The following is a 22,064-nucleotide window of genomic DNA, read 5'->3' as shown; positions in this document are numbered from 1 at the left end:
TTGAAACATGACCTCGTATTTAGAAAAACTGGAATCGATCTATAAAGCCTATCAGCCGGCAATTTACGCTTACTTGCTCAGACAGACGAAAAACACAGCTACGGCCGAGGATCTCTGTCAGGACGTTTTTTTAAAAGCATTTGAGGCGCTGCCGCATTTTCGCGGAGACGCAACGATCAAGTCATGGCTCTACCGGATAGCCCACAACCACTATGTCTCCTATTTTCGCAAAAAAGACGTGCAGGCCGTGACGGTGATGGAGGATACGAATTTATATCCGCTGCTCAGCGCCGTTCATTCGCCTGAAGACTTTTATTTGCACAAAGAAAAGCTGGACGAGCTTTACCGCATTCTTGATGAAATGAAGCCGGTTTTCCGCGATATTTTAATTTTGCGTGATATGCAGGAGCTGTCCTATCAGGAAATCGCCCATGTGCTCGGCTGGTCGCTTGGCAAGGTCAAGACGACGATCCATCGCGCGCGCCTGCAGTACAAAAAGGAAGCCGGAAAGAAAGGAGTCAGAAGCGATGAAATGCTCAATTATTAGAGATTTGCTGCCGCACTATGTCGAAGCGAAATGCCGCCCTGAATCGGAGAAGCTGGTTGAACAGCATCTCTCGACTTGCCACGGCTGCCAGGAGCTGCTGGCTGAACTGCGCTCAGACGAAACGGTTGCCCCTCTGCCGGTGCCCGCTATCTGTACAGAAGAGGCGGTGCAAACAGACCGCCATGTGTGGCGCAAATATTTTGGCAGGATGATCATCAAAGGAACGCTGTTGTTTTTCGCCGTTTATATCATTCTTTTGATGTTGTTTCATGCCAGTAAATAATAAAAGGGAGGATGGGGGCAAAAGAGAGGATTTGCCCTTTTTCCCACCCTGTCCTAAACACCCCGATCAGTCAAGCTCAAGCTCCACATTGGCTAAAATGTCGCTTCTCAGTTTTTGCAAACGAGGGTTTTGTTCAACCGCTCGTTTTTCTTCTTCATCGTGTTCGCTTAAATCAAATTTCCCTTCGTGGGCGGAGGCGATACCGTATTGCCCCCAGCTTTCCGTCCATCCGAGGAACAGCAAATACTCAGCGCCCTTTTGCAGAGCGGTATAGTCGCCGTAATAGATTTCAGTAACGCCTGGCGCCCATCCGTTATCGACAATATAATATGGTTCACGTATCGTGATCGTAGAACCTTCCAAACTTTCGTCACCCTTGATCACTTTTTGTATGAAAATATCGCTCAAATGGTGGCTGCTGGGGGTAGGTAATCCATCTTCATAGTAAACGACGTTTTCCGGCTCACCATTCAGTACGGCGACTACAGCTAAATCGCTGCCTTCCAGTCGTTCTTCGTAATTATCAAATGTTTCCATGATGCCGAATTGTAACGGAGCCGTTTTAACGACTGTCGCATCGGCGACTGCATAAGCCGCGGCAATCAGTAGGGCAACAATCGCTGAAATCACTATTGCTTTTTTCCGTTTCATCTCTATTACTCCTTTATGATGAATGGCATCTAGTATTTTTGGAATTGGAAAAAGAATCCTACTATCATTATCTTTTTAAAAGCTGTGTTGTCAATGAGAAAATGTCCTTCTCCACTAGTTGAAATCGCCGATTATCCGGTTGATCACAGTGAATCTCTCGTAAGCTGGGAAACAAGGAATGCAGGAAAAAATAGTTGACTTCTATCAGATTGTTACGTACTGTAAAAGAAACATGAAATTGCATATGTTTGGGAAAAGGTGAAAGTCATCGTTGACTTTCTAAAAGGGAAGTTCGGTGAAAAGCCGACGCGGTCCCGCCACTGTAAAAGGAGTGCTGTATGCATGAGCCACTGTCCATAGGACGGGAAGGAGCTGCAGCGTAAGACCTTGAGCCAGGAGACCTGCCTTATCCAACGACACTGATTGACCTACGGGAGATGGGGAGGTGTTAGAGCAGGAGACGACAATGCTGTCTCTGCTGGATTCCTTTTCTGAAGATATAAAAAAGGACTAGCCTCTAACCCTTTTGCGGGTGGAGGCTTTTTTTATTGCCCCGCTTTCCCCGAAGGTTAAAAAGGAGGACATCCGATGGGAGCGAAAGGAAAGCTTTTATTGATCGGCTTCGGGCCGGGCCACGAGCAGCATATGACAGGCCGGGCGAGGGAAGCGATCGCTGAAAGTGATTCAATTATCGGCTACAACACGTACGTGGATTTGGTTAAACCGTTGCTGACGGATCAAGCGATTATCCGGACCGGAATGACGGAGGAAGTGAGCCGGGCACAGGAAGCCGTGCGTCAGGCGGAAGAGGGAAAGACGGTTGCGGTTATTTCAAGCGGGGATGCCGGCGTCTACGGCATGGCCGGTCTCGTCTATGAGGTGTTAATTGAAAAAGGCTGGACGGAGCAGGAGGGGGTCGAGGTTGAAATTATTCCCGGGATATCGGCGATTAACTCCTGCGCCTCGCTGCTCGGCGCGCCGATCATGCATGATGCCTGCACGATCAGCCTCAGTGACCATCTGACGCCATGGGAGCTGATTAAAGCGAGACTTGACGCCGCGGGCAAGGCTGATTTTGTGATTGCGCTCTACAATCCGAAAAGCGGGCGGCGGACGAGACAGATTGAAGAGGCGCAGCGGATTTTGCTGCAATACCGTTCTGCCGAGACGCCTGTTGGACTTGTCAAAAGCGCCTATCGCGAGCGTCAACATATCGTGATGACAACGCTCGGCGAGATGCTTGAGCATGAGATCGGCATGCTGACGACGGTCATCATCGGCAATGGATCGACGTTTATGTACGACGGCAAGATGATCACGCCGCGCGGCTATCAGAAAAAATATACGCTTGGAGAAGCGAAGCAGGCTTTGCGGCCGCATCAGCGCTTAAAGCCGGAGCACGAGCCGTGGGCGCTACATCAAGGTGAAGAGGAAGTTGAACCGGCTTCATCTTCGCTTCAAGAGCTTGCCGAGGAAGCAGGACCCGAACCGGCGCGGGGATCGCTGCGTGAGCTGGCCGAAGAAGCGCTTTCGCTCCTGCACGGGGAGGAAAACGTAGGGAAGCGTGACGTTGAGCCGGCGTCGGAAAGTCTGTTCAGGCAGGAAACGGTGTTTGAATTTGCGATCTCGCCAGGTCTTGCCAACAAAAAATTCAGTGCGGCGCAAATGCAGTTGATTGGCGAGGTAATTGGCGATAAAGGCGAGATTGAATATACGCCCGATCATCAAATGAAGGTGACGATGAAAACGGGGGACGCGGCACAGGTGACGGCCGAGCTTGAGCGGGAGGGGCTGCTGCTGCATCCGGTCGGCGATGTTGTCACGATTAAGGCGTGTGACTTTTGTGACGGTGACAAGGGCGAATCATTGCCGCAGCTTGATGAGATCTTTCGCTCAATTGGCGGCGAACCCGTGCCGAAGCGGCTGACAATCGGCTTCAACGGCTGCGGAATGGCGTGCTACGGCGCGCCGACGAACGATATCGGCATCATTTACCGCAAAAAAGCATTTGATTTGTTTTTAGGGGCGAAAACGACAGGGAGAAACGCCCATGTCGGCCAGCTCGTCGCCGAAGGAATGAGCAAGGAGCAGCTCGTCGCAACAGTCATCAAGGTTGTCCGCGATTTCCAGCAGCGTGGCATGCCGAATGAACGGTTTCACAAGTTTTTTAAACGGGTCCAGGTCGTTGCCGGTTATCAGTACCGTGACGTGCCGGAGCCGATCGCCGTTGACAATGTGTGCGGCGATTAACAAAGGAGGAGATAAGATGGAAGCTGTATTATTTATCGGCCACGGGAGCCGAAAGCCAGAGGGGAACGAGCAACTGCTGGAGTTTGTCAACGGGATGAAGCAGCAGGTCAAGGCTGATATTGTTGAAACCTGTTTTCTGGAGTTTGCTGAGCCGGCGATTGCCACTGGAATTGAAGCGTGCGTGAAGCAGGGGGCGACAAAGGTCGCGCTTGTGCCGATGATGTTCTTCTCGGCCGGACATGCGAAAATCCACATTCCGGCGGAAGTGGACAAGGCGCGCCAGAAGTTTCCGCTCGTCTCTTTTACATATGGCCGGCCGATCGGTTCGCATCCGGGCGTGATTAATATTTTAGCCGACAGGCTGAAAGAAGCCGGCTGGCAGGCGAAGGAAGGGAGTAGCCTCGTGATCGTCGGACGCGGAAGCAGTGACGGTGATGCAAACAGTGAGCTGTACAAAATTTCCCGTCTGCTCAGTGAACGGCTGAATATGACCGATGTCGAGCTGTCGTTTATCGGCGTCACTTCGCCGACGGTGGAACAAGCTGTCGAGCGCTCTTTAAAGCTCGGCGCAAGCTCGGTTTGCCTGCTTCCTTACTTCTTTTTCAGCGGCGTGCTGATGGACCGGATGGAGGAGAAGCTTGAGGGGTTCAAGCGAAGCTATCCGGACTCATCGTTTCTGATGACGAAGTTTTTTGGCTTCCATCCGCTGCTGGCGACGATTTTCAAGGAAAGAGCCGAGGAAGCATTACAAGGATTGGCCGCGTTAAACTGCGATAACTGTCAGTACCGTTTATTCGCGAAGGAGCATCTTGAGCTTGACCACAACCACGATCATCATCACCACCATCATCATTAAAACGCATTTGCTTTCATAGGTGGATGCGGGTCTTGCAAAACAAATCTGCAAAAGAGAGGTGAAAGCGGATGATCTTTATTATGGCAGGAACGAGTGATGCGCGCGAAGTGGCCATCGCCTTAAAGGATGCGGGCTATCCGTTATTGGCGAGCGTCGTGACGGAGAGCGGGGCGGCAAGCATCAGCGAGGCCGGAATTCCGGTGCGCGTCGGCCGCCTGACGATCGAGGAAATGACGGCGCTTTTGCAGGAAAAGCACATTTCTCTCCTTGTCGATGCGACCCATCCTTTTGCCGAGGAGGCTTCAAAAAATGCGCACGCGGCCGCGGAACAGGCAGGCATTCCTTATGTCCGGTTTGAGCGGCAGGCGAGCGAAATTGCCGAGGATGAGCGGATCAGCTTCGTCGCGGACTACGCCGAGGCAGCTGAGCTTGCGAGTCAGCATAAAGGGGTCGTTATGCTGACGACCGGCAGCAAGACGCTCGCTGTCTTCGCGGACAAGCTGCTCGAGCTGCCTGACCTACGGATGATCGCGCGGATGCTGCCGCGCAAGGACAATATGGAGCGCTGTGAACAACTGGGCATTGAGCAAAAAAACATCGTCGCGATGCAGGGTCCTTTTTCAAAGGAGCTTAACAAGGCGCTTTATCGCCAGTTCGGCGTCACCCTCGTCATCACGAAGGAAAGCGGCAAGGTCGGCTCGGTCGATGAGAAGCTGGAAGCCGCCAGGGAGCTTGGCTTAGAGGTGATCGTTATCGAGCGACCGAAGCAGGATGTCCACGATCTCGTTCATACGAAGGAAGATGTTGTAGCAACAGTCACTAAGCTGATGGAGGGAAAATAAATGGATTTCAAAACAGAATTTAAACCGTTGACCGTACAACCGCAGGAGATTGAAGGAAAGAGCTTTCAGATGATTACCGAGGAGCTTGGCGAGCATTCCTTTACCGACGAGCAGTACCCCGTCGTCCAGCGGGTGATCCACGCCTCGGCCGATTTCGAGCTTGGGCGAAGCGTGCTCTTTCATCCTGACGCAGTACGCGCCGGCGTGGCGGCGATCCGTTCTGGCTGCAAGGTAATCGCCGATGTGCAAATGATTCAAAGCGGCATCAGCAAGCCGCGGATCGAAAAGTTTGGCGGAAGCGTTCACGTTCATATTTCCGATCCCGATGTGATCGAGGAAGCGAAGCGGCTCAACACGACGAGAGCAATCGTGGCGACGCGCAAGGCGGTCAAGCTGGCGGAGGGCGGCATTTTCGCGATTGGAAACGCGCCGACCGCGCTGCTTGAATTGATTCGCCTCGTGAAAAACGGGGAAGCAAAGCCGGCGCTGATCGTCGGAATGCCGGTCGGCTTTGTCTCGGCGGCCGAATCGAAGGAGGAGCTGGCGAAGCTTGATCTGCCGTTTATTACGAACGTTGGCAGAAAAGGCGGCAGTCCGGTAACCGTGGCCGCGATCAACGCGATTTCCTTAATGGCGGAGCAGCAAGGCTGAAAAGATGGCAAGCGGGCAAAAGGAAACAAAGCAGCTGCGGCATGGCTATACGACAGGCTCCAACGCAACGGCGGCGACGAAGGCGGCGCTTCTTAGCTTGATTACGCAAAAAGCGGTTAACGAAGCGACGATCAAGCTGCCGAATAAAGAAATTGTCACCTTTCAAATGGAGTCTGTTCAATTTACCGAGCAGTATGCCGAGGCGGCGATCATTAAAGATGGCGGCGACGATCCCGATGCGACACACGGTGCGCGAATCGTGTCGCGTGTCGCCTGGGAGAGCGCGCCTGGCATTAAGCTTGATGGCGGCGTCGGCGTCGGCCGGGTAACGAAGCCGGGGCTACCGGTGGCGGTCGGGGAAGCGGCGATTAACCCTGTGCCGCGCCGGATGCTGTTTGAGGTTGCAGAGGACGTGCTGGAGGAGACCGGCGTCGAGCAGGGCATTTCGATCATCATTTCCGTGCCGGATGGAGAGGAAATCGCCAAGAAAACGTTAAACAGCCGGCTCGGCATTATCGGCGGCATTTCGATTCTCGGTACGAGGGGAACGGTCGTGCCGTTTTCGACTTCGGCGTTTCGCGCAAGCATCGCCCAGGCGCTGCAGGTCGCCAAGGAAAGCGGCTGCGAGCATGTCATCTGCTCGACGGGCGGACGGAGTGAAAAATATGCGATGGAGCTTTTCCCGGATGCCCCGGAAGAAGCGTTTATCGAAATGGGTGATTTTGTCGGCTTTACGTTAAAGCAGTGCAAGGCGAAACGGATGAAGCAGGTGACCCTCGTCGGGATGATGGGGAAATTTTCAAAAGTCGCCCAGGGCGTGATGATGGTCCATTCGAAAAGCGCTCCGGTCAGCTTTGAATTTCTCGCCAAGGTCGCCGCGGAAAGTGGAGTCCCGCCGGAGCTTCAGCAGGAGATTTTGCGGGCGAATACCGCCTCTCAGGTCGGGACGATGCTCGATGAGGCAGGATATGCTGACTTCTTTCAGCGCTTGTGCCGCTATGCATCAGAGGCCGGGTTGCAGGAAGTGAACGGCGGGCTGACGATTGAAACGATTCTGTTGACGATGAAAAATGAGCTATTAGGAAGGGAGGCGGTGAGATGGCCGCGACAATGAAGGTCATTGGCATGAGTGAGCAGGGCCCGGCTGCCTGGCCGGCGCTCTATCAGCAATGGGTAGACGAAAGCGAGAGGCTCGTCGGCGGCGAGCGCCAGCTGGCGTTCTTTCCCGGTTATCAGGGGGAGAAAATCGGACTGAAAGGCGGTTTGAAGGCGACGGTTGAACGCCTGCTCGAAACCGACAAAAAAACGGTCATTCTCGCTTCAGGTGATCCGCTTTTTTACGGGATTGGCGGCTATTTGGCGAAGAAAGTACCGAAGATTGAACTCTATCCGGCGCTTAGCTCGATTCAGGCCGGTTTTGCAAAAATGCAGGAAAGCTGGCATGATGCGACGTTTCTTAGCGTACACGGACGGGCGATGAAAGGACTGGCGCAAAAAATCGACGGGCAGAAGAAGGTTTGTCTGCTGACGGATGAAACGAACAGCCCGGCAGCAATCGCCGCCTATTTGCTCGACTATGGCATGAGCGAATACAAAGCGTTCGTAGCGGAGGCGCTCGGTGGCGCTAATGAGAAAACAGGCTGGTTTGAGCTGGACGAGCTTACGCGCTACGAAGCGCATCCGCTCAATCTTGTGATCCTGAAGCAGACCGGAAAGGCGCCTTCGTTTCCGCTCGGGATCGATGATCATCTTTTCAGGCAGCGCAAGCCGGATAAAGGCTTGATTACAAAAAAAGAAGTGCGCACGCTCAGCATCGCCGCGCTGAAGCTGACGAAAACGAGCACTGTCTGGGATATCGGCACATGTACAGGCTCGGTCGCGATCGAAGCGGCGCGGATTGCGACAGAAGGGCAAGTGTTTGCGATTGAGAAAAACGAAGCCGATCTGGCCAATTGCTATGAAAATATGAAAACATTTCGCACCGATTTTACCGTTGTTCATGGCAAAGCGCCGGCGCAGCTTGACAGCTGGCCCGATCCGGATGCCGTCTTTATCGGCGGGACGGGAGGAGAGCTGCCGGAAATTATTAGAACCTGTGCGGAACGGTTAAAAGCGGGAGGCCGGATTGTGCTGAACGCCGTGACGGTCGAAACGCTGGCGACAGCACAGACCGCTTTCAAGGAGGCAGGACTTGCGCTTGAGATGACACTTGCCCAGCTGTCCCGGAGCAAGCCGATTTTACATATGACAAGATTTGATGCGTTAAATCCGATTTATATTCTGACAGCAACGAAGGAGGAGACAGATGGCAACAGGTGAAGTGTACGGTGTCGGTGTCGGCCCTGGCGATCCGGAGCTAATTACGTTAAAAGCGTATCGGATGCTGCAGGAGGCTGATGTTGTCGCTTATCCGAAGAAAAGAAAGGGCAGTAAAAGCTACGCCCATCAAATTATTGAAGCGTTTGTCGACATGAACAAAAAAGAGATGCTCGGCCTCGTCTTTCCGATGACGAAGGATCAGGCTGTGCTGACGGAGCAATGGCAGCAAATTACCGCTGAGATTTATGCCCATGTGTCCGTCGGTAAAACCGTCGCTTTCGTGACAGAGGGCGATCCGATGCTTTACAGTACATTTATTCATTTGCAGCGGACGATGAAGGCGACCTATCCTGAGGTGCCGATCAAGTCGATTCCCGGCATTTCCTCGGTCAATGGCGTGGCGTCACAGCTTGGCATTCCACTGGCGGACGGCGATGACTGGATGGCGGTCATTCCGGCAACCGAAGATCGCCAGCAGATGAAAAAGGCGCTGCTGGACCATGACGGGCTTGTCTTTATCAAGGTCGCGAAGGTGTTGCCGATGATGATCGAGCTGCTCGAGGAGCTTGACCTCGTGCAGGATGCGGCGGTCGCAACGAAGGTCACTTCGTCCGAGGAATACATTTGGCGTGATGTGACGGAATTAAAAACCGCAGAGCTGGAATATTTAACGCTGATGCTCGTGCGCAAAGGATGTGGCGTTCATGCTTGAAGCGAAAGTGTATATCGTCGGCGCCGGACCCGGTGATCCCGACTTAATTACCGTGAAGGGCCAGAAGATTTTGCAGGAGGCTGATGTCCTGCTGTACACCGACTCGCTCGTCAACCCGGCGCTGATGGAGCAGGCAAAGCCGGAAGCAGCTGTAATCAAGACGGCCGGGATGCATTTGGAGGAAATCATCGAAATCATCGCCTCGGAAGTGGAAAAGGGGCACAGTGTCGCGCGCGTCCATACCGGCGATCCGGCCGTCTACGGTGCGATTTTTGAGCAGATGACCTACTTGAAGGAGCGCGGCATCGGCTATGAGATCATTCCCGGTGTCAGCTCGGTCTTCGCCTCGGCTGCCGCGGCCGGTATTGAGCTGACTATACCGGAGCTGACGCAATCCGTCATATTGACGCGGGCGGAAGGACGGACGCCGATGCCGGAAGGAGAGCAGCTGATCGACCTCGCCAAGCATCAATGCTCGCTCGCCCTGTTTTTAAGTGCGACGTTGATGAAAAAAGTCGTGCGCGAATGCTTGGCTGCCGGCTGGAAGGAATCCGACGCCGTCGTCGTTGTCTACAAGGCGACATGGCCTGATCAGAAAATTGTCCGGGCGACGCTCGGCACGGTGGATGAGGAGATGCGCAAAGCCGGCATCCGCAAGCAGGCAATGGTGATCATCAGCAAGGCCGCGGATCAAGCATTGCTCGAACAGCGTGGCAAATACGAATCAAAGCTCTATGACAAAACATTTACGCACGGCTTTCGGAAAGGGGAGCCGGCCAATGGATAAGATCGCTTTTGTCGCCATCACGAAGCATGGCACCGAACTGATTCGCCAGCTTTGGCAAAAGCGTCCGGATGCCGACCTGTACTATATGACGAAGCATGCTTACGGGGATGAGGAAGAAAAGGGCTTTCAGCTGTTTGAAGGCTCGGTCAAGCTTCAGCTGCCGCGGCTGTTTGCCGAATATGACGGACTCGTGATCGTGATCTCGCTCGGTGCCGTCATCCGGATGATCGCTCCGATTTTGAAAGGAAAGAAAGTCGATCCGGCTGTCGTCGTCGTCGATGAACGTGGTCAATTTGTGATCAGCGCGCTATCCGGCCATGTCGGCGGAGCGAATGAGCTGACGAAGGAGATTGCCGGACTGCTTGGCGCGATCCCGGTTATTACGACGGCTTCCGATGTCCAAAAAACAATTCCGGTCGACATATTCGGGCGGGAATTCGGCTGGACGATTGAGGATGAGCAGGCTGTGACGCCGGTCAGCGCGGCAATCGTCAATGAAGAGCCGGTGTTGATCGTCCAGGAAGCGGGGGAGCGTCACTGGTGGAAGCATGACAAAGCGCTGCCGTCTCACTTTACGCTTGTCTCCTCGTTAGCGGATGCTGAGCCGGGCCGCTTCCAGGCCGCTCTCGTCATTTCAGACCGGCTGCTGTCTGAAGAATGGATGACCATTTTACGGACAAAGGGTGTGCTCTACCGGCCGAAGACACTTTGCCTGGGGATCGGCTGTAACCGCGGAACGTCGGCGGAAGAAATTGAAGCGGTGATTTTCGAGACATTGCAGGAGCTGGAACTCTCACCAAAATCAGTCGCGAGCATTAGCACGATTGATTTGAAAAAGGATGAGGCCGGACTGCTTGCCGTCTGTGAAACATTTCAATGGGAGTTTATTTGCTACAGCCCGGAGGAACTCAATGAAATTCCGTTCCCGAACCCTTCGGAAACGGTGTTTCGCTACACAGGAGCCTATGGCGTCAGTGAGCCGGCCGCGCTGCGGACGGCAAAAAGCAGGCAGCTGCTGCTTGAAAAGAAGAAAAGCGGCAATGTGACGATTTCGATTGCCCGAAAAGGAGAAAAGGGGTGAGGCCGATGCAGCCACGTTTACTGATTGCCGGAACGAACAGCGGCGTAGGAAAAACGACGATTACACTCGGTCTGATGGCGGCATTTCAGCGCCAGGGGCTGACCGTTCAGGGCTTTAAATGCGGTCCTGATTATATTGACCCAAGCTATCATACGGCGTTGACGAAGCGGATTTCCCGCAATCTGGACAGCTGGATGCTTTCGCGTCCGCTCGTGTCCGATATTTTCCTTGAAGGCAGCCGCGGAGCGGATCTTTCGCTGATTGAAGGGGTCATGGGGCTGTATGATGGAAAGTCAACGCTGAGCGATGAAGGAAGCAGTGCCGACATTAGCATTTTGCTGAAAACGCCGGTCGTGCTCGTCGTCAACATTAGCAGCATGGCTCGCAGCGCCGCGGCGATTGTGAAAGGCTATCAGGCGCTCAATCAAGAGGTTACCATTACGGCGGTCATTCTCAATCAGGCAGGCAGTGCCCGCCATGCCGACATGTGCAAGGAGGCGATCGAGCAAGAATGCGGCATTCCGGTCGCCGGCTACTTGAAAAAAGGCGATGTTCCGGCGATTCCCGAACGTCATCTCGGTCTCATACCCGCGTTGGAGCGCGGCGAGCATGATCAGCTGTTTACGAGGCTGGCCGATGTGATCAGCGCTCAGGTCGATTTGTCACTCTTGAAGCAGCAGGCCGAAGCGGCTCCGCTACTCGAACGACAAACGGATTTTTTTCAGCAGGCGATGCCGCAGCCCCGCGTCAAAATCGCAGTCGCCTATGATTCGGCGTTTAATTTTTATTACGAGGAAAACTTCACCCTGCTGCGTCAGGCCGGGGCCGAGCTTGTCTTTTTCAGCCCGCTGAAGCTTGAATCGTTGCCGGAAAACTGTGATGGGCTTTATCTCGGCGGCGGCTTTCCAGAAGAATTTGCAAAGGAGCTTGCCGGTCATACGGGACTGAAGCAGGCGATCAGAGAAGCCGTTAGCAGCGGGATGCCGACGCTTGCCGAATGCGGCGGCTATATGTATTTAGGAGAAAGTCTGACGACGACAGCGGGAGAGACATTTCCGATGGTTGGGCTGATTCCGATGGAGGTGCGCATGCAAGCGCGACTCGCCGCGCTCGGCTATCGTGAGGCGACTTTGCTCGAAGACTGCTTTCTGCTGAAGCGGGGCGAACACATACGCGGCCATGAATTTCATTATTCGACAGCTGCGTTTTCCGGACCGCAAAAGGCGGCTTATGAAACGAACGGTCTCCGCGGCAGCAAGCAGGAAGGCTATCAGATGAAGCAGCTCGTTGCCGGCTATACCCATCTTCATTTTGCTTCGGCGCCGCAGCTTGCGCCAAATTGGGTGGAAGCGTGCGCCGTCTATCAGAAACGCCGCCAAAAGGCAGGGGAGGAAATGGGATCATGAACAAGGCTGGAATCGTCTATTTTGTCGGAGCAGGGCCGGGTGATCCGAAGCTGATCACCGTCCGCGGCCTGGAATGTATTCGGGAAGCTGACGTGCTGATCTACGACCGGCTTGCCAATCCGGAGCTGCTTCGGCATGCGAAGGAAGACAGTGAAAAAATCTACTGCGGGAAGCTGCCCGATCATCATACGCTCAGGCAGGAGGAGCTGAATGAACTGATTCTCGCCTATGCGCGGGCTGGAAAGGTCGTCGTCCGCTTAAAGGGCGGCGATCCGGGCGTGTTTGGCCGCGTTGGTGAAGAAGCGGAGCATTGCCGCAGACACGGCATTCCATATGAAATCGTTCCGGGCATTACCGCCGGGCTTGCCGTACCGTTATATGCCGGAATTCCGGTTACGCATCGCGAACTCGGTCAGTCATTTGCCTGTGTCACCGGTCATACGGCGCGGGGGGAGCTGTCGGCCGAACGGTGGCAGGCGCTTGCGACCGGAATTGATACGGTCATCTTTTATATGGGAGTGAAAAACTTGCCGGACATCGTTGACAGGCTGATTGAGTATGGGCGCAGCCCGGATTCGCCAGCGGCGATCATTGAATGGGGGACGCTTGCCGACCAGAGGGTGATTGCCGCTCCGCTTAATCAGCTTGTCACAGAAGCCAGACAGGCGGACGTCCGCAATCCGTCGATCATTATCGTCGGCGAGGTAGCCTCACTTTATCCAACGTTATCTTGGTTTACAGCGGATGACTTTGTAAAAAAAGAGTTGCAATCAACAAAAAATGAAGTAAAATAAAACGTAATGATTACGATTTTCATAATAATTTTCATAAGGGGAGAAAGAAATGAAGTTGAATATCGTGAGGTACAGCGGGGTGCTCATTAGTCTCGTTTTGCTGCTCGCCGGCTGTAATCAAGGAGAGCCGGCCGCTTCCGAAGAGGAGAGCGGACAAGTCATTGAAATTGAAAATAACGGTATGACGCTTGAAGTGAGCGAATCGCCACAGCGGGCGGTCAGCCTGAATCAGCATGTCACCGAAGTGATGCTCGCCCTCGGTCTTGAAGACCGGATGGTCGGTACCGCTTATTTGGATGATGAAATCCTGCCGGAGTACAAAGAGGCGTATGAACAGGTCGAGGTGTTATCCGACACCTATCCATCGAAGGAGGTGTTTCTCGCGGTCGAGCCTGACTTCGCTTATGCCGGCTGGCCGAGCGCGTTTCGCGAGGACAGTCTTGGGACACAGGAGGAGCTGATTGAATATGGCATTATTCCGTATTTGCACGAATCGTCAATGAAGACGGCGCCAACGCTCGAGGATATTTACACGGATATTCGCCATGTCGCCGAGATTTTCCAAGTGGAGGATCGAGCTGAACAGTTTATTGCTGAAACCGACGGACGGATTGCTGAATTGACGGCTGACATTCCGGAGGTTGACGAAGCGGCGCGGGTATTTGTGTTTGACAGCGGCGACACGACGCCGAAAACAGCTGGACAGAACTTTTTGAATGAGCTGATCACCGTCGCCGGCGGGGAGAACATTTTTTCTGAGCTTGAGCAGCACTGGCCGGACGTCAGCTGGGAGGAAGTGGTTGAGCGTGACCCGGAAATCATCGTCATCATGGATTACGGCACGACATCAGCTGAGGAGAAGATTGATTTTCTGCTTGAAAACCCGATGCTCGCCAATACGACTGCCGTTCAAAATCAGCATTTCGTCGTCATGCCGTTAAGTACGGCGGCGGAAGGGGTGCGGATCGCGCTCGCCCTGGAAACACTTGTGGAAGGATTTTATGACAACGAATAGATAGGAGAGGTATGGTGAGTAAGGAGAAAAATCGGTTTCAAAGCAAAGAAGGGCCAACGAAGAGCAAGCCTTTTCCGCTTGTGGCTGCCATTCTCATTCTGTTTCTGCTGTTATTCGTCTCCGTCACGCTCGGTGTCATGCTCGGCCCGGTGCCGATTCATCCGCTTACCGTCTGGAAAATCGCGCTGAATCAGCTGACGCTGCTGCCGGTCTCTTTCCAGGGGGACTGGACATTGGCGCAGGAGCGGATTATTTGGGATATCCGCTTTCCACGCGTGCTGCTTGGCATCGTCGTCGGCGCGGGGCTCGCCGTCGTCGGAGTCGTCATTCAGGCGCTGGTTCGCAACTCGCTCGCTGATCCGTATATTTTGGGGATCTCGTCAGGAGCTTCCGTCGGGGCGACGCTCGTCATTCTGTTTGGCGCCTTCGGTCTGTTCGGTCAGTATGCTCTTTCGACAGCGGCGTTTCTCGGCGCGCTATTCTCGCTGCTGCTCGTCTATATGCTCGCCCATGTCGCCGGACGGCTGACAACGACCCGGCTTTTGCTTGCCGGCGTCGTCGTCTCGATGATTTTATCAGCGATCACGAGCTTTATCGTCATCTCAAGTCCGAATGAGCGCGGGATTCGCGATGCGATGTTCTGGATGATGGGCAGCCTTGCCGGGGCACGGTGGGATCATCTGGTTATTCCGGTGATCGCCGTCACGCTCGGGCTGATTTGCTTGCTCGTCCAGTTCCGGCCGCTGAATCTGCTTTTATTAGGAGAAGAAACAGCCGGCACGCTAGGTGTTGATATGGACAGGTTTCGCAAATGGATGATCGTTATCACGGCGTTGCTGACGGGCGTCGTCGTCGCGGTGAGCGGGGCGATCGGCTTTGTCGGCCTGATGATTCCTCATTTAGTCCGGCTGACCGTTGGCTCGGATCATCGCCGAGTCCTGCCGATCAGTGCACTTGCCGGGGCGATTTTCGTTATTTGGGCCGATGTATTCGCCCGCCTCGTCGTCGCGCCCCAGGAGCTGCCGATCGGCATCGTCACCGCCTTATGCGGAGGTCCCTTTTTTATTTGGCTGCTGAGGAAAAGCAAGTACTCATTTGGAGGGGAAGGAAAATGAAAATTGCCGTTCAGAACGTAACAACTACGATTCAAAAGCGTCCGATTATTCAGGACATGTCTCTTGACGTTGGCTCAGGTGAATGTATTGGCATCATCGGCCCGAATGGGAGTGGCAAGTCAACGCTGCTGAAATCCATTTACCGTGCCCTGCCATATGATGCGGGAGAAATTTACGTCGACCGGATTGACTGGGCGGCCTGCTCGGCGAAGGAAGCAGCGAAGTATATGGCGGTCGTCAGTCAGGAGGGAGCGGCCCAATTTGATTTTTCTGTCGAGGAAATGGTGCTGATGGGACGCTCTCCGCATAAAAAGTGGTTTGAGGCGGATAGTGACGATGATCGCCGCGTTGTAAAGCGGGCGCTGGAGCAGGTCGGCCTCTGGGAGGACCGTGAGCGCAGCTTTATCACGCTATCAGGCGGTGAAAAGCAGCGTGTGATGATCGCCCGCGCGATCGCTCAGCAGGCGCAAATTCTCGTTCTCGACGAGCCGACGAACCATCTGGACATTCATCATCAGCTGCAGGTAATGGAAATCGCGCGCGAGCTTGGCGTTACCATCATCGCCGCTCTGCATGATTTGAACATCGCCGCGGCCTACTGCGACCGGATTTATGTCGTCGATAACGGTGAAATCGTCGCTTCCGGCACGCCGGCTGAGGTGCTGACCGAGCAGCTTTTGCGCCGCGTATTTCAGGTGGAAACCGACGTGATCATTCATCCGAAAACGAACAGCGTCCACATCACCTATTTACCTGCCCGCTCGGTAGCCGCTGTAGCGGAGGTGAGCCGGTGAAGCAGACGATCTCCGAGCTGGAACAGCTTTGGCTTGACGGAATGAAGGATGAAAACGGCAGGCTGCCAAAACGAATCGAAGATGACGAGGAAGAGGAGCAATTTTGGCGCCGCCACCTCGAAAAAAAGCGGCGTGGCGAGCATGTTGACGAGTATGCGAAGGAAATGACGAAAGCGTTGCTGACCTATATCGAAGAAGGGGATACGGTGCTTGAAATCGGTCCGGGCTGGGGCAATTACACATTTGCTTTGGCCGAAAAAGCAGCGGCTTTGACCTGTGTCGACAGCTCGAAAAGCTGCCTGCAATTTTTACAGCGGCTTAATCAGGAGAAGCAGCTGCCGCTTACCTATGTTCAGGCGAAATGGGAGGACTATCAGCCGGAGTCGCATGATGTGATTATCGGCGTCAATTGCTTTTACCGGATCAAGGAAATCCGCCGCGCGCTTGAACGCATGAACGCCCATGCTAAAAAACGGGCGATCATCGGCATGACGACTGCGCCGATGCGTCCGCATTATTTAGATCTGCAAGCCGCTTACGGCTATCAGCTGAAGTATCCGCGCCGCGATTATATTCATCTCGTTCATCTGTTATATGAAATGGGCATTTACGCCAGCTGCAACATAGTGCCGCTGACAAAAACATACAGATTCGCGAGTGAGGAAGCGTTACTCAAAGATAACAGCAGCCGTCTGCTCGCTGCGGATGTGGATGAAGATGTAATCAGGCAGTCACTCGCGCCGTATGTCCGCAAGAAGGACGGCGTTTTCCTATACGAGCATCAATTTTACGGCGCCCTGATTGATTGGGAGCCGGTGCCGCTAACGAGAAAATAACAGTTTCTGTCGCGCGCAGCTTTCAAAAACAAGGAGGAGTTACACGATGACAACATGGAATTTAACGGGGACGGAGAAGCATGTTTTGATTTGCAACGGCTCGACATGCATGAAGCATGGCGGCGAGGAGGTCACCCAGGCAGTCCGCGATGAAATCAGCCGCCTCGGTCTTGACGAGAAGATTCATACGACCCGAACAAGATGTAACGGCCGCTGCAAGGATGCGTGTGTGCTGATCGTCTATCCGGAAGGAAGCTGGTACGCCGCATCTTCGGCGGAAGTCGGGCGCGCAATCATTCAGCGCCATCTTGACCCGTCGATTCGCCTGGAGGGTTCATTAATCTATCGTTTTGAAGAAGAAAAAATGACGCCCGCTTTTACGACGGAGCGCTTTAGAGGGATTGCCAAAGGGAAGGATAAAGAAAAAGGAGAGAAGCAAGCATGAATGGGTTTGAGCTGTTAAAAGCGCGCAAGGCGATTCGCAATTACGCGAACAGAGAAGTGGAACGAGAGAAAATCGAACAGCTGCTTGAAGCCGCGACCTGGGCGCCGAATGACCGGCTGCGCGAGCCATGGAGCTTTTACGTCATCCAGGGTGAAGCAAAGAAAAAATACGAACAGCTCGCTGACGGCTATTTGCAGGAGCGTTTTCCAACTAAGCTGACGCTAATTGAAAGCTCACTTAAAGTCGTCAAAACAACCCCGGTGATCATCATTGCCACTGCCGACATCACAGAAAACGAAGCGGATACGAAGGACAACGAATACGCGGTTTGCTGCGCGATTTTTTCGATGTGGCTCGCCGCCCGGGAGCTCGGCCTCGGCTTTGTCTGGCGCACACGCGGCGTCGGCCTCGTCCATGATCAGCGGATTCATGACTTCATCGGCGCGCCGGCGAACAAAAAGGTCGTTGGAACGATTTTCTTAGGCTACCCGGCAGAAGGCGAAACCGAAGCGGCGACGGAGAAGAAACGAACGCCGTATCAGGAAAAGACGGTGTGGCTGTAGGGAAAATGAAAAAGGGTGACAATCGGTCAACGAGCAGGTACTTCCTTAACTAAATTTATCTGGTTTATAAAAAAACAGGCATCATAAAGCTTCAAAACCTCCTCTGTAATCTGCTCTTCACGTAAGCCACCGAAGCCGAGTTGAAGAATTGGCGTTTTTTGCCCTCAACTCAAGCGACTTAAATTACGAAATGATCTAAACAGACAAGCAGAGCATTTTGTTTCCTTTCATCGCTATTTCAACCGTTTTCACAGTGCTAATCAGGATAAATCTGAATTTTACAAAATGAGTTATCTTCTTTTTTCTTTTCGTTTATACTTGAGACAAATAACTTGGGAGCAATGAAGATTCTTCTGGAAATGGGCGCTTTGGGAGAGTTGGAGTGAGTAGCGCAACCGGCCAAACGAAGGAGAGAGAAAAGTGAATTTGTTTGGAAGCAGGAAAAGAAACAACAAGCCAAAAAGGTGGCTCAATAATCATCAAGTTGATGTCCTTATTGAGATCGAAGATGAAAGCATGCAGGACAAGCTGGCGATGATTCAATTAACAGAGGAGGATTTAAAAGCGATAAAACAAGTAAAGCCGTTAATCGAGCAGCATAGCGGGAGGTTAGTAAAGACGTTTTACGAAAAAATGCTGCAAACAAATGAATTAAGAGAGATGATTGAGCAGCATACAGAGGTTGCCAAACTGGAAAAAACGTTGCAACTGCATTTGATAGAATTGTTTCATTGCCGAATCGATCAAGCCTTTCTTGAAAAGAGAGTACGAGTCGCTCAAATCCACTATCGGATCGGGTTACAGCCGGCCTGGTACATGGGCGCGTTCCAAAATTTACAGCAGGCGCTATTTTCTCTCATTAGCAAAGAAGTGGAGATCGAAACGGAGCGTTATACGATCATCTCAGCTATGAACAAGCTGCTAAGCTTTGAACAGCAAATCGTATTGGAAGCGTATGAGAAGGAGACGGTGGCCAAAATTCACGGGCGCTACGACGAAGGGAAAAAAGACTTGCGCAACAAAATTTTAATCGTCAGTGAAGGCCTGGTCGCTCTAGCTGAAGAAACACAGGCCGCAACCAAAGTGCTAACTACGAACCTGGCGGCGATTAATGACAAAACCGGTGAAAGCAATGCAACATTTATGACAGCTACATCAAAGAGCGTGGAGGGAGAGAATACACTCCGGGCGATGTTTGAAAAGATTCGTTCAATTGAAAAATACACGGAGGATATGAATAAAGCGATCGGCCAGCTTAGTTCCTCGACGACAGAAATTACGAATGTCATTACACTCGTGAAAGGAATTGCCGACCAAACCAATTTGCTGGCGCTAAATTCGGCAATCGAAGCGGCCCGTGCCGGCGAACATGGTAAAGGCTTCGCCGTTGTGGCCGACGAAGTGAGAAAACTGGCCGAGCAGACGAAAAATTCCATCGGACAAATTCAAACATTAATCGAGAACTCCAACCAATTGACTGGACTAGTAATTGATTCCTTGCAGCAAGTGGAAGGAGCTGTCTCGACAGGATTGAACGCATCCGAAAATATGCAGGAAATGTATCAGGACATCGTGCGCTCGATCGATCAAAGCGGCCGGACTCTTGGCAATGTGAAGGAGAAGATGGAAGAGCTGATGATGGCCGTCATGGAAATTGAAAAAGCAAGCTTTGAGGTCGCGACCTCAGCCGAGGATCTTAACGGGGCCGTGGCGGAGGCGTAAAGCGCTCCCCGGCAGCAAAAAAGGCAGACGCAATCGGAAAAATTCCTTTTGAGTCTGCCTCTACTTGTTTTGCCAAAAAGGAGAGAAACAGCTGCTACAGCTTACGTAGCAGCGGCTACATAAATCTCTCCATCTTTCACGGTTACATCAATAGCGTGAATCGTCTCTTCTTCGAGCACGAGGTCGGTGATTCTGTCTTCGAGCTGGTCCTGAATCGCGCGTCTCAGTGGACGTGCGCCGAACGCCTGGTGGTAGCCGAGCTCGACCAGCTTTTCCTTCGCTTCGGTTGAAACGGATAAGGAAATCTGCTGTTCAGCAAGGCTTTGCTGAAGTTCATTCAGCATCAGATCAACAATCTGGACAAGCTCTTCTTTGTTCAGATGATTGAATTCAATGATCGCGTCAAAGCGATTTAAGAATTCCGGCTTGAAGTAAGCGGAGAGCGAATCAAGCACGGAAGTTTGCTTGACGGCATCGGTCGCGCCGAAGCCGACGGTGATTTTTTTGTCCGTGATCCCGGCATTGCTTGTCATAATAATGACGGTATCCTTGAAGCTGACCGTGCGTCCCTGGCTGTCTGTCAGGCGGCCATCCTCCAAAATTTGCAAAAACATATGCTGGACATCGGGATGCGCCTTTTCAATTTCGTCGAGAAGAATGATGGAATACGGATTGCGGCGCACTTTCTCGGTTAATTGCCCGGCTTCTTCATGGCCGACATAGCCAGGAGGGGAGCCGATTAATTTCGAGACGGCGTGCTTTTCCATATACTCACTCATATCAAGCCGGACAAGCGCCTCCTTCGAGCCGAACAATTCTTCCGCCAATGACTTTGTCAGCTCTGTTTTCCCGACGCCGGTAGGTCCGACAAAAAGGAAGGAACCGATCGGCCGGTGCTTTGCTTTCAGCCCTGCCCGGGAACGGCGGATCGCCTTGGCGACTTTTTCGACAGCTTCCTTTTGCCCAATGACCTTTTTGCTGAGGTTTTCCGCTAAATGCTTAAGCTTTGCCGAGTCATCGGCCTGCAATTTTCCGACCGGAATACCGGTTTTCTTGGCGATGATCGCTTCAATATCCGCAACCTCAATCGTTGCTTTCACATCTTCTTTTGACTGAAGACGGGCTTCAAGCGCGGCCTCCTCGTCACGCAGCTTGGCGGCTGCTTCATAATTTTCGTCCTGAAGCGCTTTTTTCTTTTCATGCTCCAGTTCGGCCAACCGCTTTTCAATTTCATCGCTGCTTGTCACACCAGCTTCTAAATTTTTCTTTGAGCCTGCTTCATCCAGCAGGTCAATTGCTTTATCTGGCAAAAAGCGATCCTGAATGTAGCGGTCTGACAGATTGACGCAGGCTGCCAAGGCGTCATCCGTATACTGAACGTTATGATAAGCTTCGTATTTTTCCTTTAATCCTTGTAAAATCTCAATGGCTTGCTCTGTTGTCGGTTCGTCAACCTTAACGGGCTGGAAGCGGCGTTCCAGCGCGGCATCTTTTTCGATTGCGCGGTATTCTTTTAACGTTGTCGCTCCGACGACTTGCAGCTCACCGCGGGCGAGAGCCGGCTTGAGAATGTTTCCGGCATCCATTGAACCTTCCGCTGAGCCGGCGCCGACAAGTAAATGAATTTCATCGATAAATAAAATAATGTTTTTGCGGCTTTGCAGCTCAGCAATCAGCTGCTGCATCCGCTCTTCAAATTGACCGCGAATGCCCGTGTTGGCGACGAGCGAAGCGACATCAAGCAAATAAACCTCTTTGTTCTTAAGCTTGGATGGGACGGTCCCTTCATGAATGTTTAACGCCAAGCCTTCGATAATCGCTGTTTTTCCGACGCCTGGTTCGCCGATTAACACCGGGTTATTTTTGTTGCGGCGATTTAAAATTTCAATCACGCGCGCGACCTCATCATCGCGGCCGACTACCGGATCGAGCAGGCCGGCTTTTGCCGCTTGTGTCAGATTACGGCCATATTGATCCAAAAAGCCGCCACCGCCGCGTCCTCCTTGCTGAACAGCCGCAACTCCTTCATTTCCGGTTGGGTGCGCTCCGCCGAATTGCTTAAACAATTCATCAAACGACATTGGCGAAAACCCGCTTCCAAATCCGGAAGGAATCTTTGAGCCGGCTTGTAACGATTGATAGCATGTATGGCATAAAAGGAGCTGGTGAACATCTTGATTCAATTGAAATCTCACATTTACGGTTGCCTCATGTTGGTTGCAATGTTGACATTTCATCTGATAGACCCTCCTTGAATTAGTTTGACTTTGACTATCTTTGACTATATTATACTTTGACCTTTTTTGACTTTCAAGTGGGTTGCTCAAATTTTTACGAAATAAAGAGAAAACGAAAAAGAAAAGAGCAAATTCAGGCGAAAATCGACTGCTAGAGT

The 22,064-nt window shown here is 52.6% G+C and carries 22 protein-coding genes and 2 riboswitches; of the genes, 20 read left to right on the top strand and 2 right to left on the bottom strand.

What is annotated here, in order from left to right; genetic code table 11:
- Nucleotides 1-7 precede the first annotated feature (7 nt).
- Nucleotides 8-547: an RNA polymerase sigma factor gene (locus M3202_RS06780; protein WP_251222577.1), complete on the top strand. Its 540-nt coding sequence runs from the start codon at nt 8-10 to the stop codon at nt 545-547.
- A complete protein-coding gene (locus M3202_RS06775; RefSeq protein WP_251222576.1) occupies nt 528-830 on the top strand; it encodes an anti-sigma factor family protein in 303 nt (100 codons plus the stop codon). Before M3202_RS06780 ends, M3202_RS06775 begins: the two co-directional genes overlap by 20 nt.
- A 66-nt stretch (nt 831-896) precedes the next feature.
- Here M3202_RS06775 and M3202_RS06770 read toward each other — a convergent pair whose 3' ends face one another.
- Nucleotides 897-1,481, bottom strand: coding sequence for a hypothetical protein (locus M3202_RS06770; protein WP_251222575.1), 585 nt, complete (start codon nt 1,479-1,481; stop codon nt 897-899).
- 239 nt (nt 1,482-1,720) lie between these two features.
- Nucleotides 1,721-1,904, top strand: a riboswitch (cobalamin riboswitch).
- Between the two features lie 165 nt (nt 1,905-2,069).
- On the opposite strand from M3202_RS06770, the gene cobJ reads away from it, so the two are divergent.
- The 18 genes from cobJ to M3202_RS06680 all read left to right on the top strand — a co-directional run bounded on the left by cobJ (nt 2,070) and on the right by M3202_RS06680 (nt 19,669).
- On the top strand, nt 2,070-3,731 hold the full coding sequence (gene cobJ / locus M3202_RS06765) for a precorrin-3B C(17)-methyltransferase (protein WP_251222574.1): 1,662 nt from the start codon (nt 2,070-2,072) through the stop codon (nt 3,729-3,731).
- A 16-nt stretch (nt 3,732-3,747) separates the two neighbouring features.
- Nucleotides 3,748-4,587, top strand: coding sequence for a sirohydrochlorin chelatase (locus M3202_RS06760; RefSeq protein WP_251222573.1), 840 nt, complete (start codon nt 3,748-3,750; stop codon nt 4,585-4,587).
- 68 nt (nt 4,588-4,655) lie between these two features.
- Entirely contained in the window at nt 4,656-5,429 is a 774-nt protein-coding gene (gene cobK, locus M3202_RS06755; protein WP_251222572.1) for a precorrin-6A reductase, read from the top strand.
- Nucleotides 5,430-6,080, top strand: coding sequence for a precorrin-8X methylmutase (locus tag M3202_RS06750; protein WP_251222571.1), 651 nt, complete (start codon nt 5,430-5,432; stop codon nt 6,078-6,080).
- A 4-nt stretch (nt 6,081-6,084) separates the two neighbouring features.
- Nucleotides 6,085-7,194 carry a cobalt-precorrin-5B (C(1))-methyltransferase gene (locus tag M3202_RS06745; protein ID WP_251222570.1) on the top strand — a complete coding sequence of 370 codons (1,110 nt, stop codon included), beginning with the start codon at nt 6,085-6,087 and terminating at the stop codon, nt 7,192-7,194.
- Nucleotides 7,179-8,399 carry a precorrin-6y C5,15-methyltransferase (decarboxylating) subunit CbiE gene (gene cbiE / locus M3202_RS06740; RefSeq protein WP_251222569.1) on the top strand — a complete coding sequence of 407 codons (1,221 nt, stop codon included), beginning with the start codon at nt 7,179-7,181 and terminating at the stop codon, nt 8,397-8,399. Before M3202_RS06745 ends, cbiE begins: the two co-directional genes overlap by 16 nt.
- Nucleotides 8,386-9,111 carry a precorrin-2 C(20)-methyltransferase gene (cobI, locus tag M3202_RS06735; protein WP_251222568.1) on the top strand — a complete coding sequence of 242 codons (726 nt, stop codon included), beginning with the start codon at nt 8,386-8,388 and terminating at the stop codon, nt 9,109-9,111. Before cbiE ends, cobI begins: the two co-directional genes overlap by 14 nt.
- Complete coding sequence (gene cobM, locus M3202_RS06730; protein ID WP_251222567.1) at nt 9,104-9,898, top strand: precorrin-4 C(11)-methyltransferase; 795 nt, start codon at nt 9,104-9,106, stop codon at nt 9,896-9,898. The genes cobI and cobM overlap by 8 nt, the downstream gene beginning before the upstream one ends.
- Complete coding sequence (locus M3202_RS06725; RefSeq protein ID WP_251222566.1) at nt 9,891-10,979, top strand: cobalt-precorrin 5A hydrolase; 1,089 nt, start codon at nt 9,891-9,893, stop codon at nt 10,977-10,979. Before cobM ends, M3202_RS06725 begins: the two co-directional genes overlap by 8 nt.
- 5 nt (nt 10,980-10,984) lie before the next feature.
- Nucleotides 10,985-12,385 (top strand): cobyrinic acid a,c-diamide synthase CobB, encoded by a 1,401-nt coding sequence (locus M3202_RS06720; RefSeq protein ID WP_251222565.1) that lies wholly within the window; start codon nt 10,985-10,987, stop codon nt 12,383-12,385.
- Nucleotides 12,382-13,179, top strand: a complete 798-nt coding sequence (cobA, locus tag M3202_RS06715; protein ID WP_251222564.1) for a uroporphyrinogen-III C-methyltransferase — start codon at nt 12,382-12,384, stop codon at nt 13,177-13,179. The genes M3202_RS06720 and cobA overlap by 4 nt, the downstream gene beginning before the upstream one ends.
- A 49-nt stretch (nt 13,180-13,228) precedes the next feature.
- Entirely contained in the window at nt 13,229-14,194 is a 966-nt protein-coding gene (locus M3202_RS06710) for an ABC transporter substrate-binding protein (protein ID WP_251222563.1), read from the top strand.
- 11 nt (nt 14,195-14,205) lie between these two features.
- Entirely contained in the window at nt 14,206-15,309 is a 1,104-nt protein-coding gene (locus tag M3202_RS06705) for a FecCD family ABC transporter permease (RefSeq protein WP_251222562.1), read from the top strand.
- Nucleotides 15,306-16,103, top strand: a complete 798-nt coding sequence (locus M3202_RS06700; protein ID WP_251222561.1) for an ABC transporter ATP-binding protein — start codon at nt 15,306-15,308, stop codon at nt 16,101-16,103. Before M3202_RS06705 ends, M3202_RS06700 begins: the two co-directional genes overlap by 4 nt.
- Nucleotides 16,100-16,939, top strand: a complete 840-nt coding sequence (locus M3202_RS06695; protein WP_251222560.1) for a class I SAM-dependent methyltransferase — start codon at nt 16,100-16,102, stop codon at nt 16,937-16,939. The genes M3202_RS06700 and M3202_RS06695 overlap by 4 nt, the downstream gene beginning before the upstream one ends.
- A 46-nt stretch (nt 16,940-16,985) precedes the next feature.
- A complete protein-coding gene (locus M3202_RS06690; RefSeq protein WP_251222559.1) occupies nt 16,986-17,384 on the top strand; it encodes a (2Fe-2S) ferredoxin domain-containing protein in 399 nt (132 codons plus the stop codon).
- Nucleotides 17,381-17,947 carry a nitroreductase family protein gene (locus M3202_RS06685; protein WP_251222558.1) on the top strand — a complete coding sequence of 189 codons (567 nt, stop codon included), beginning with the start codon at nt 17,381-17,383 and terminating at the stop codon, nt 17,945-17,947. Before M3202_RS06690 ends, M3202_RS06685 begins: the two co-directional genes overlap by 4 nt.
- A 325-nt stretch (nt 17,948-18,272) precedes the next feature.
- Nucleotides 18,273-18,357, top strand: a riboswitch (cyclic di-GMP riboswitch).
- 10 nt (nt 18,358-18,367) lie between these two features.
- Entirely contained in the window at nt 18,368-19,669 is a 1,302-nt protein-coding gene (locus tag M3202_RS06680) for a protoglobin domain-containing protein (RefSeq protein WP_251222557.1), read from the top strand.
- Between the two features lie 101 nt (nt 19,670-19,770).
- Here M3202_RS06680 and M3202_RS06675 read toward each other — a convergent pair whose 3' ends face one another.
- Nucleotides 19,771-21,906: an ATP-dependent Clp protease ATP-binding subunit gene (locus M3202_RS06675; protein ID WP_251222556.1), complete on the bottom strand. Its 2,136-nt coding sequence runs from the start codon at nt 21,904-21,906 to the stop codon at nt 19,771-19,773.
- Between the last annotated feature and the right edge of the window lie 158 nt (nt 21,907-22,064).

It is taken from the genome of Halalkalibacter oceani, assembly GCF_023715605.1.
Classification (GTDB): domain Bacteria; phylum Bacillota; class Bacilli; order Bacillales; family Bacillaceae_D; genus Halalkalibacter; species Halalkalibacter oceani.
This window is presented reverse-complemented; position numbering and strand designations above follow the sequence as displayed.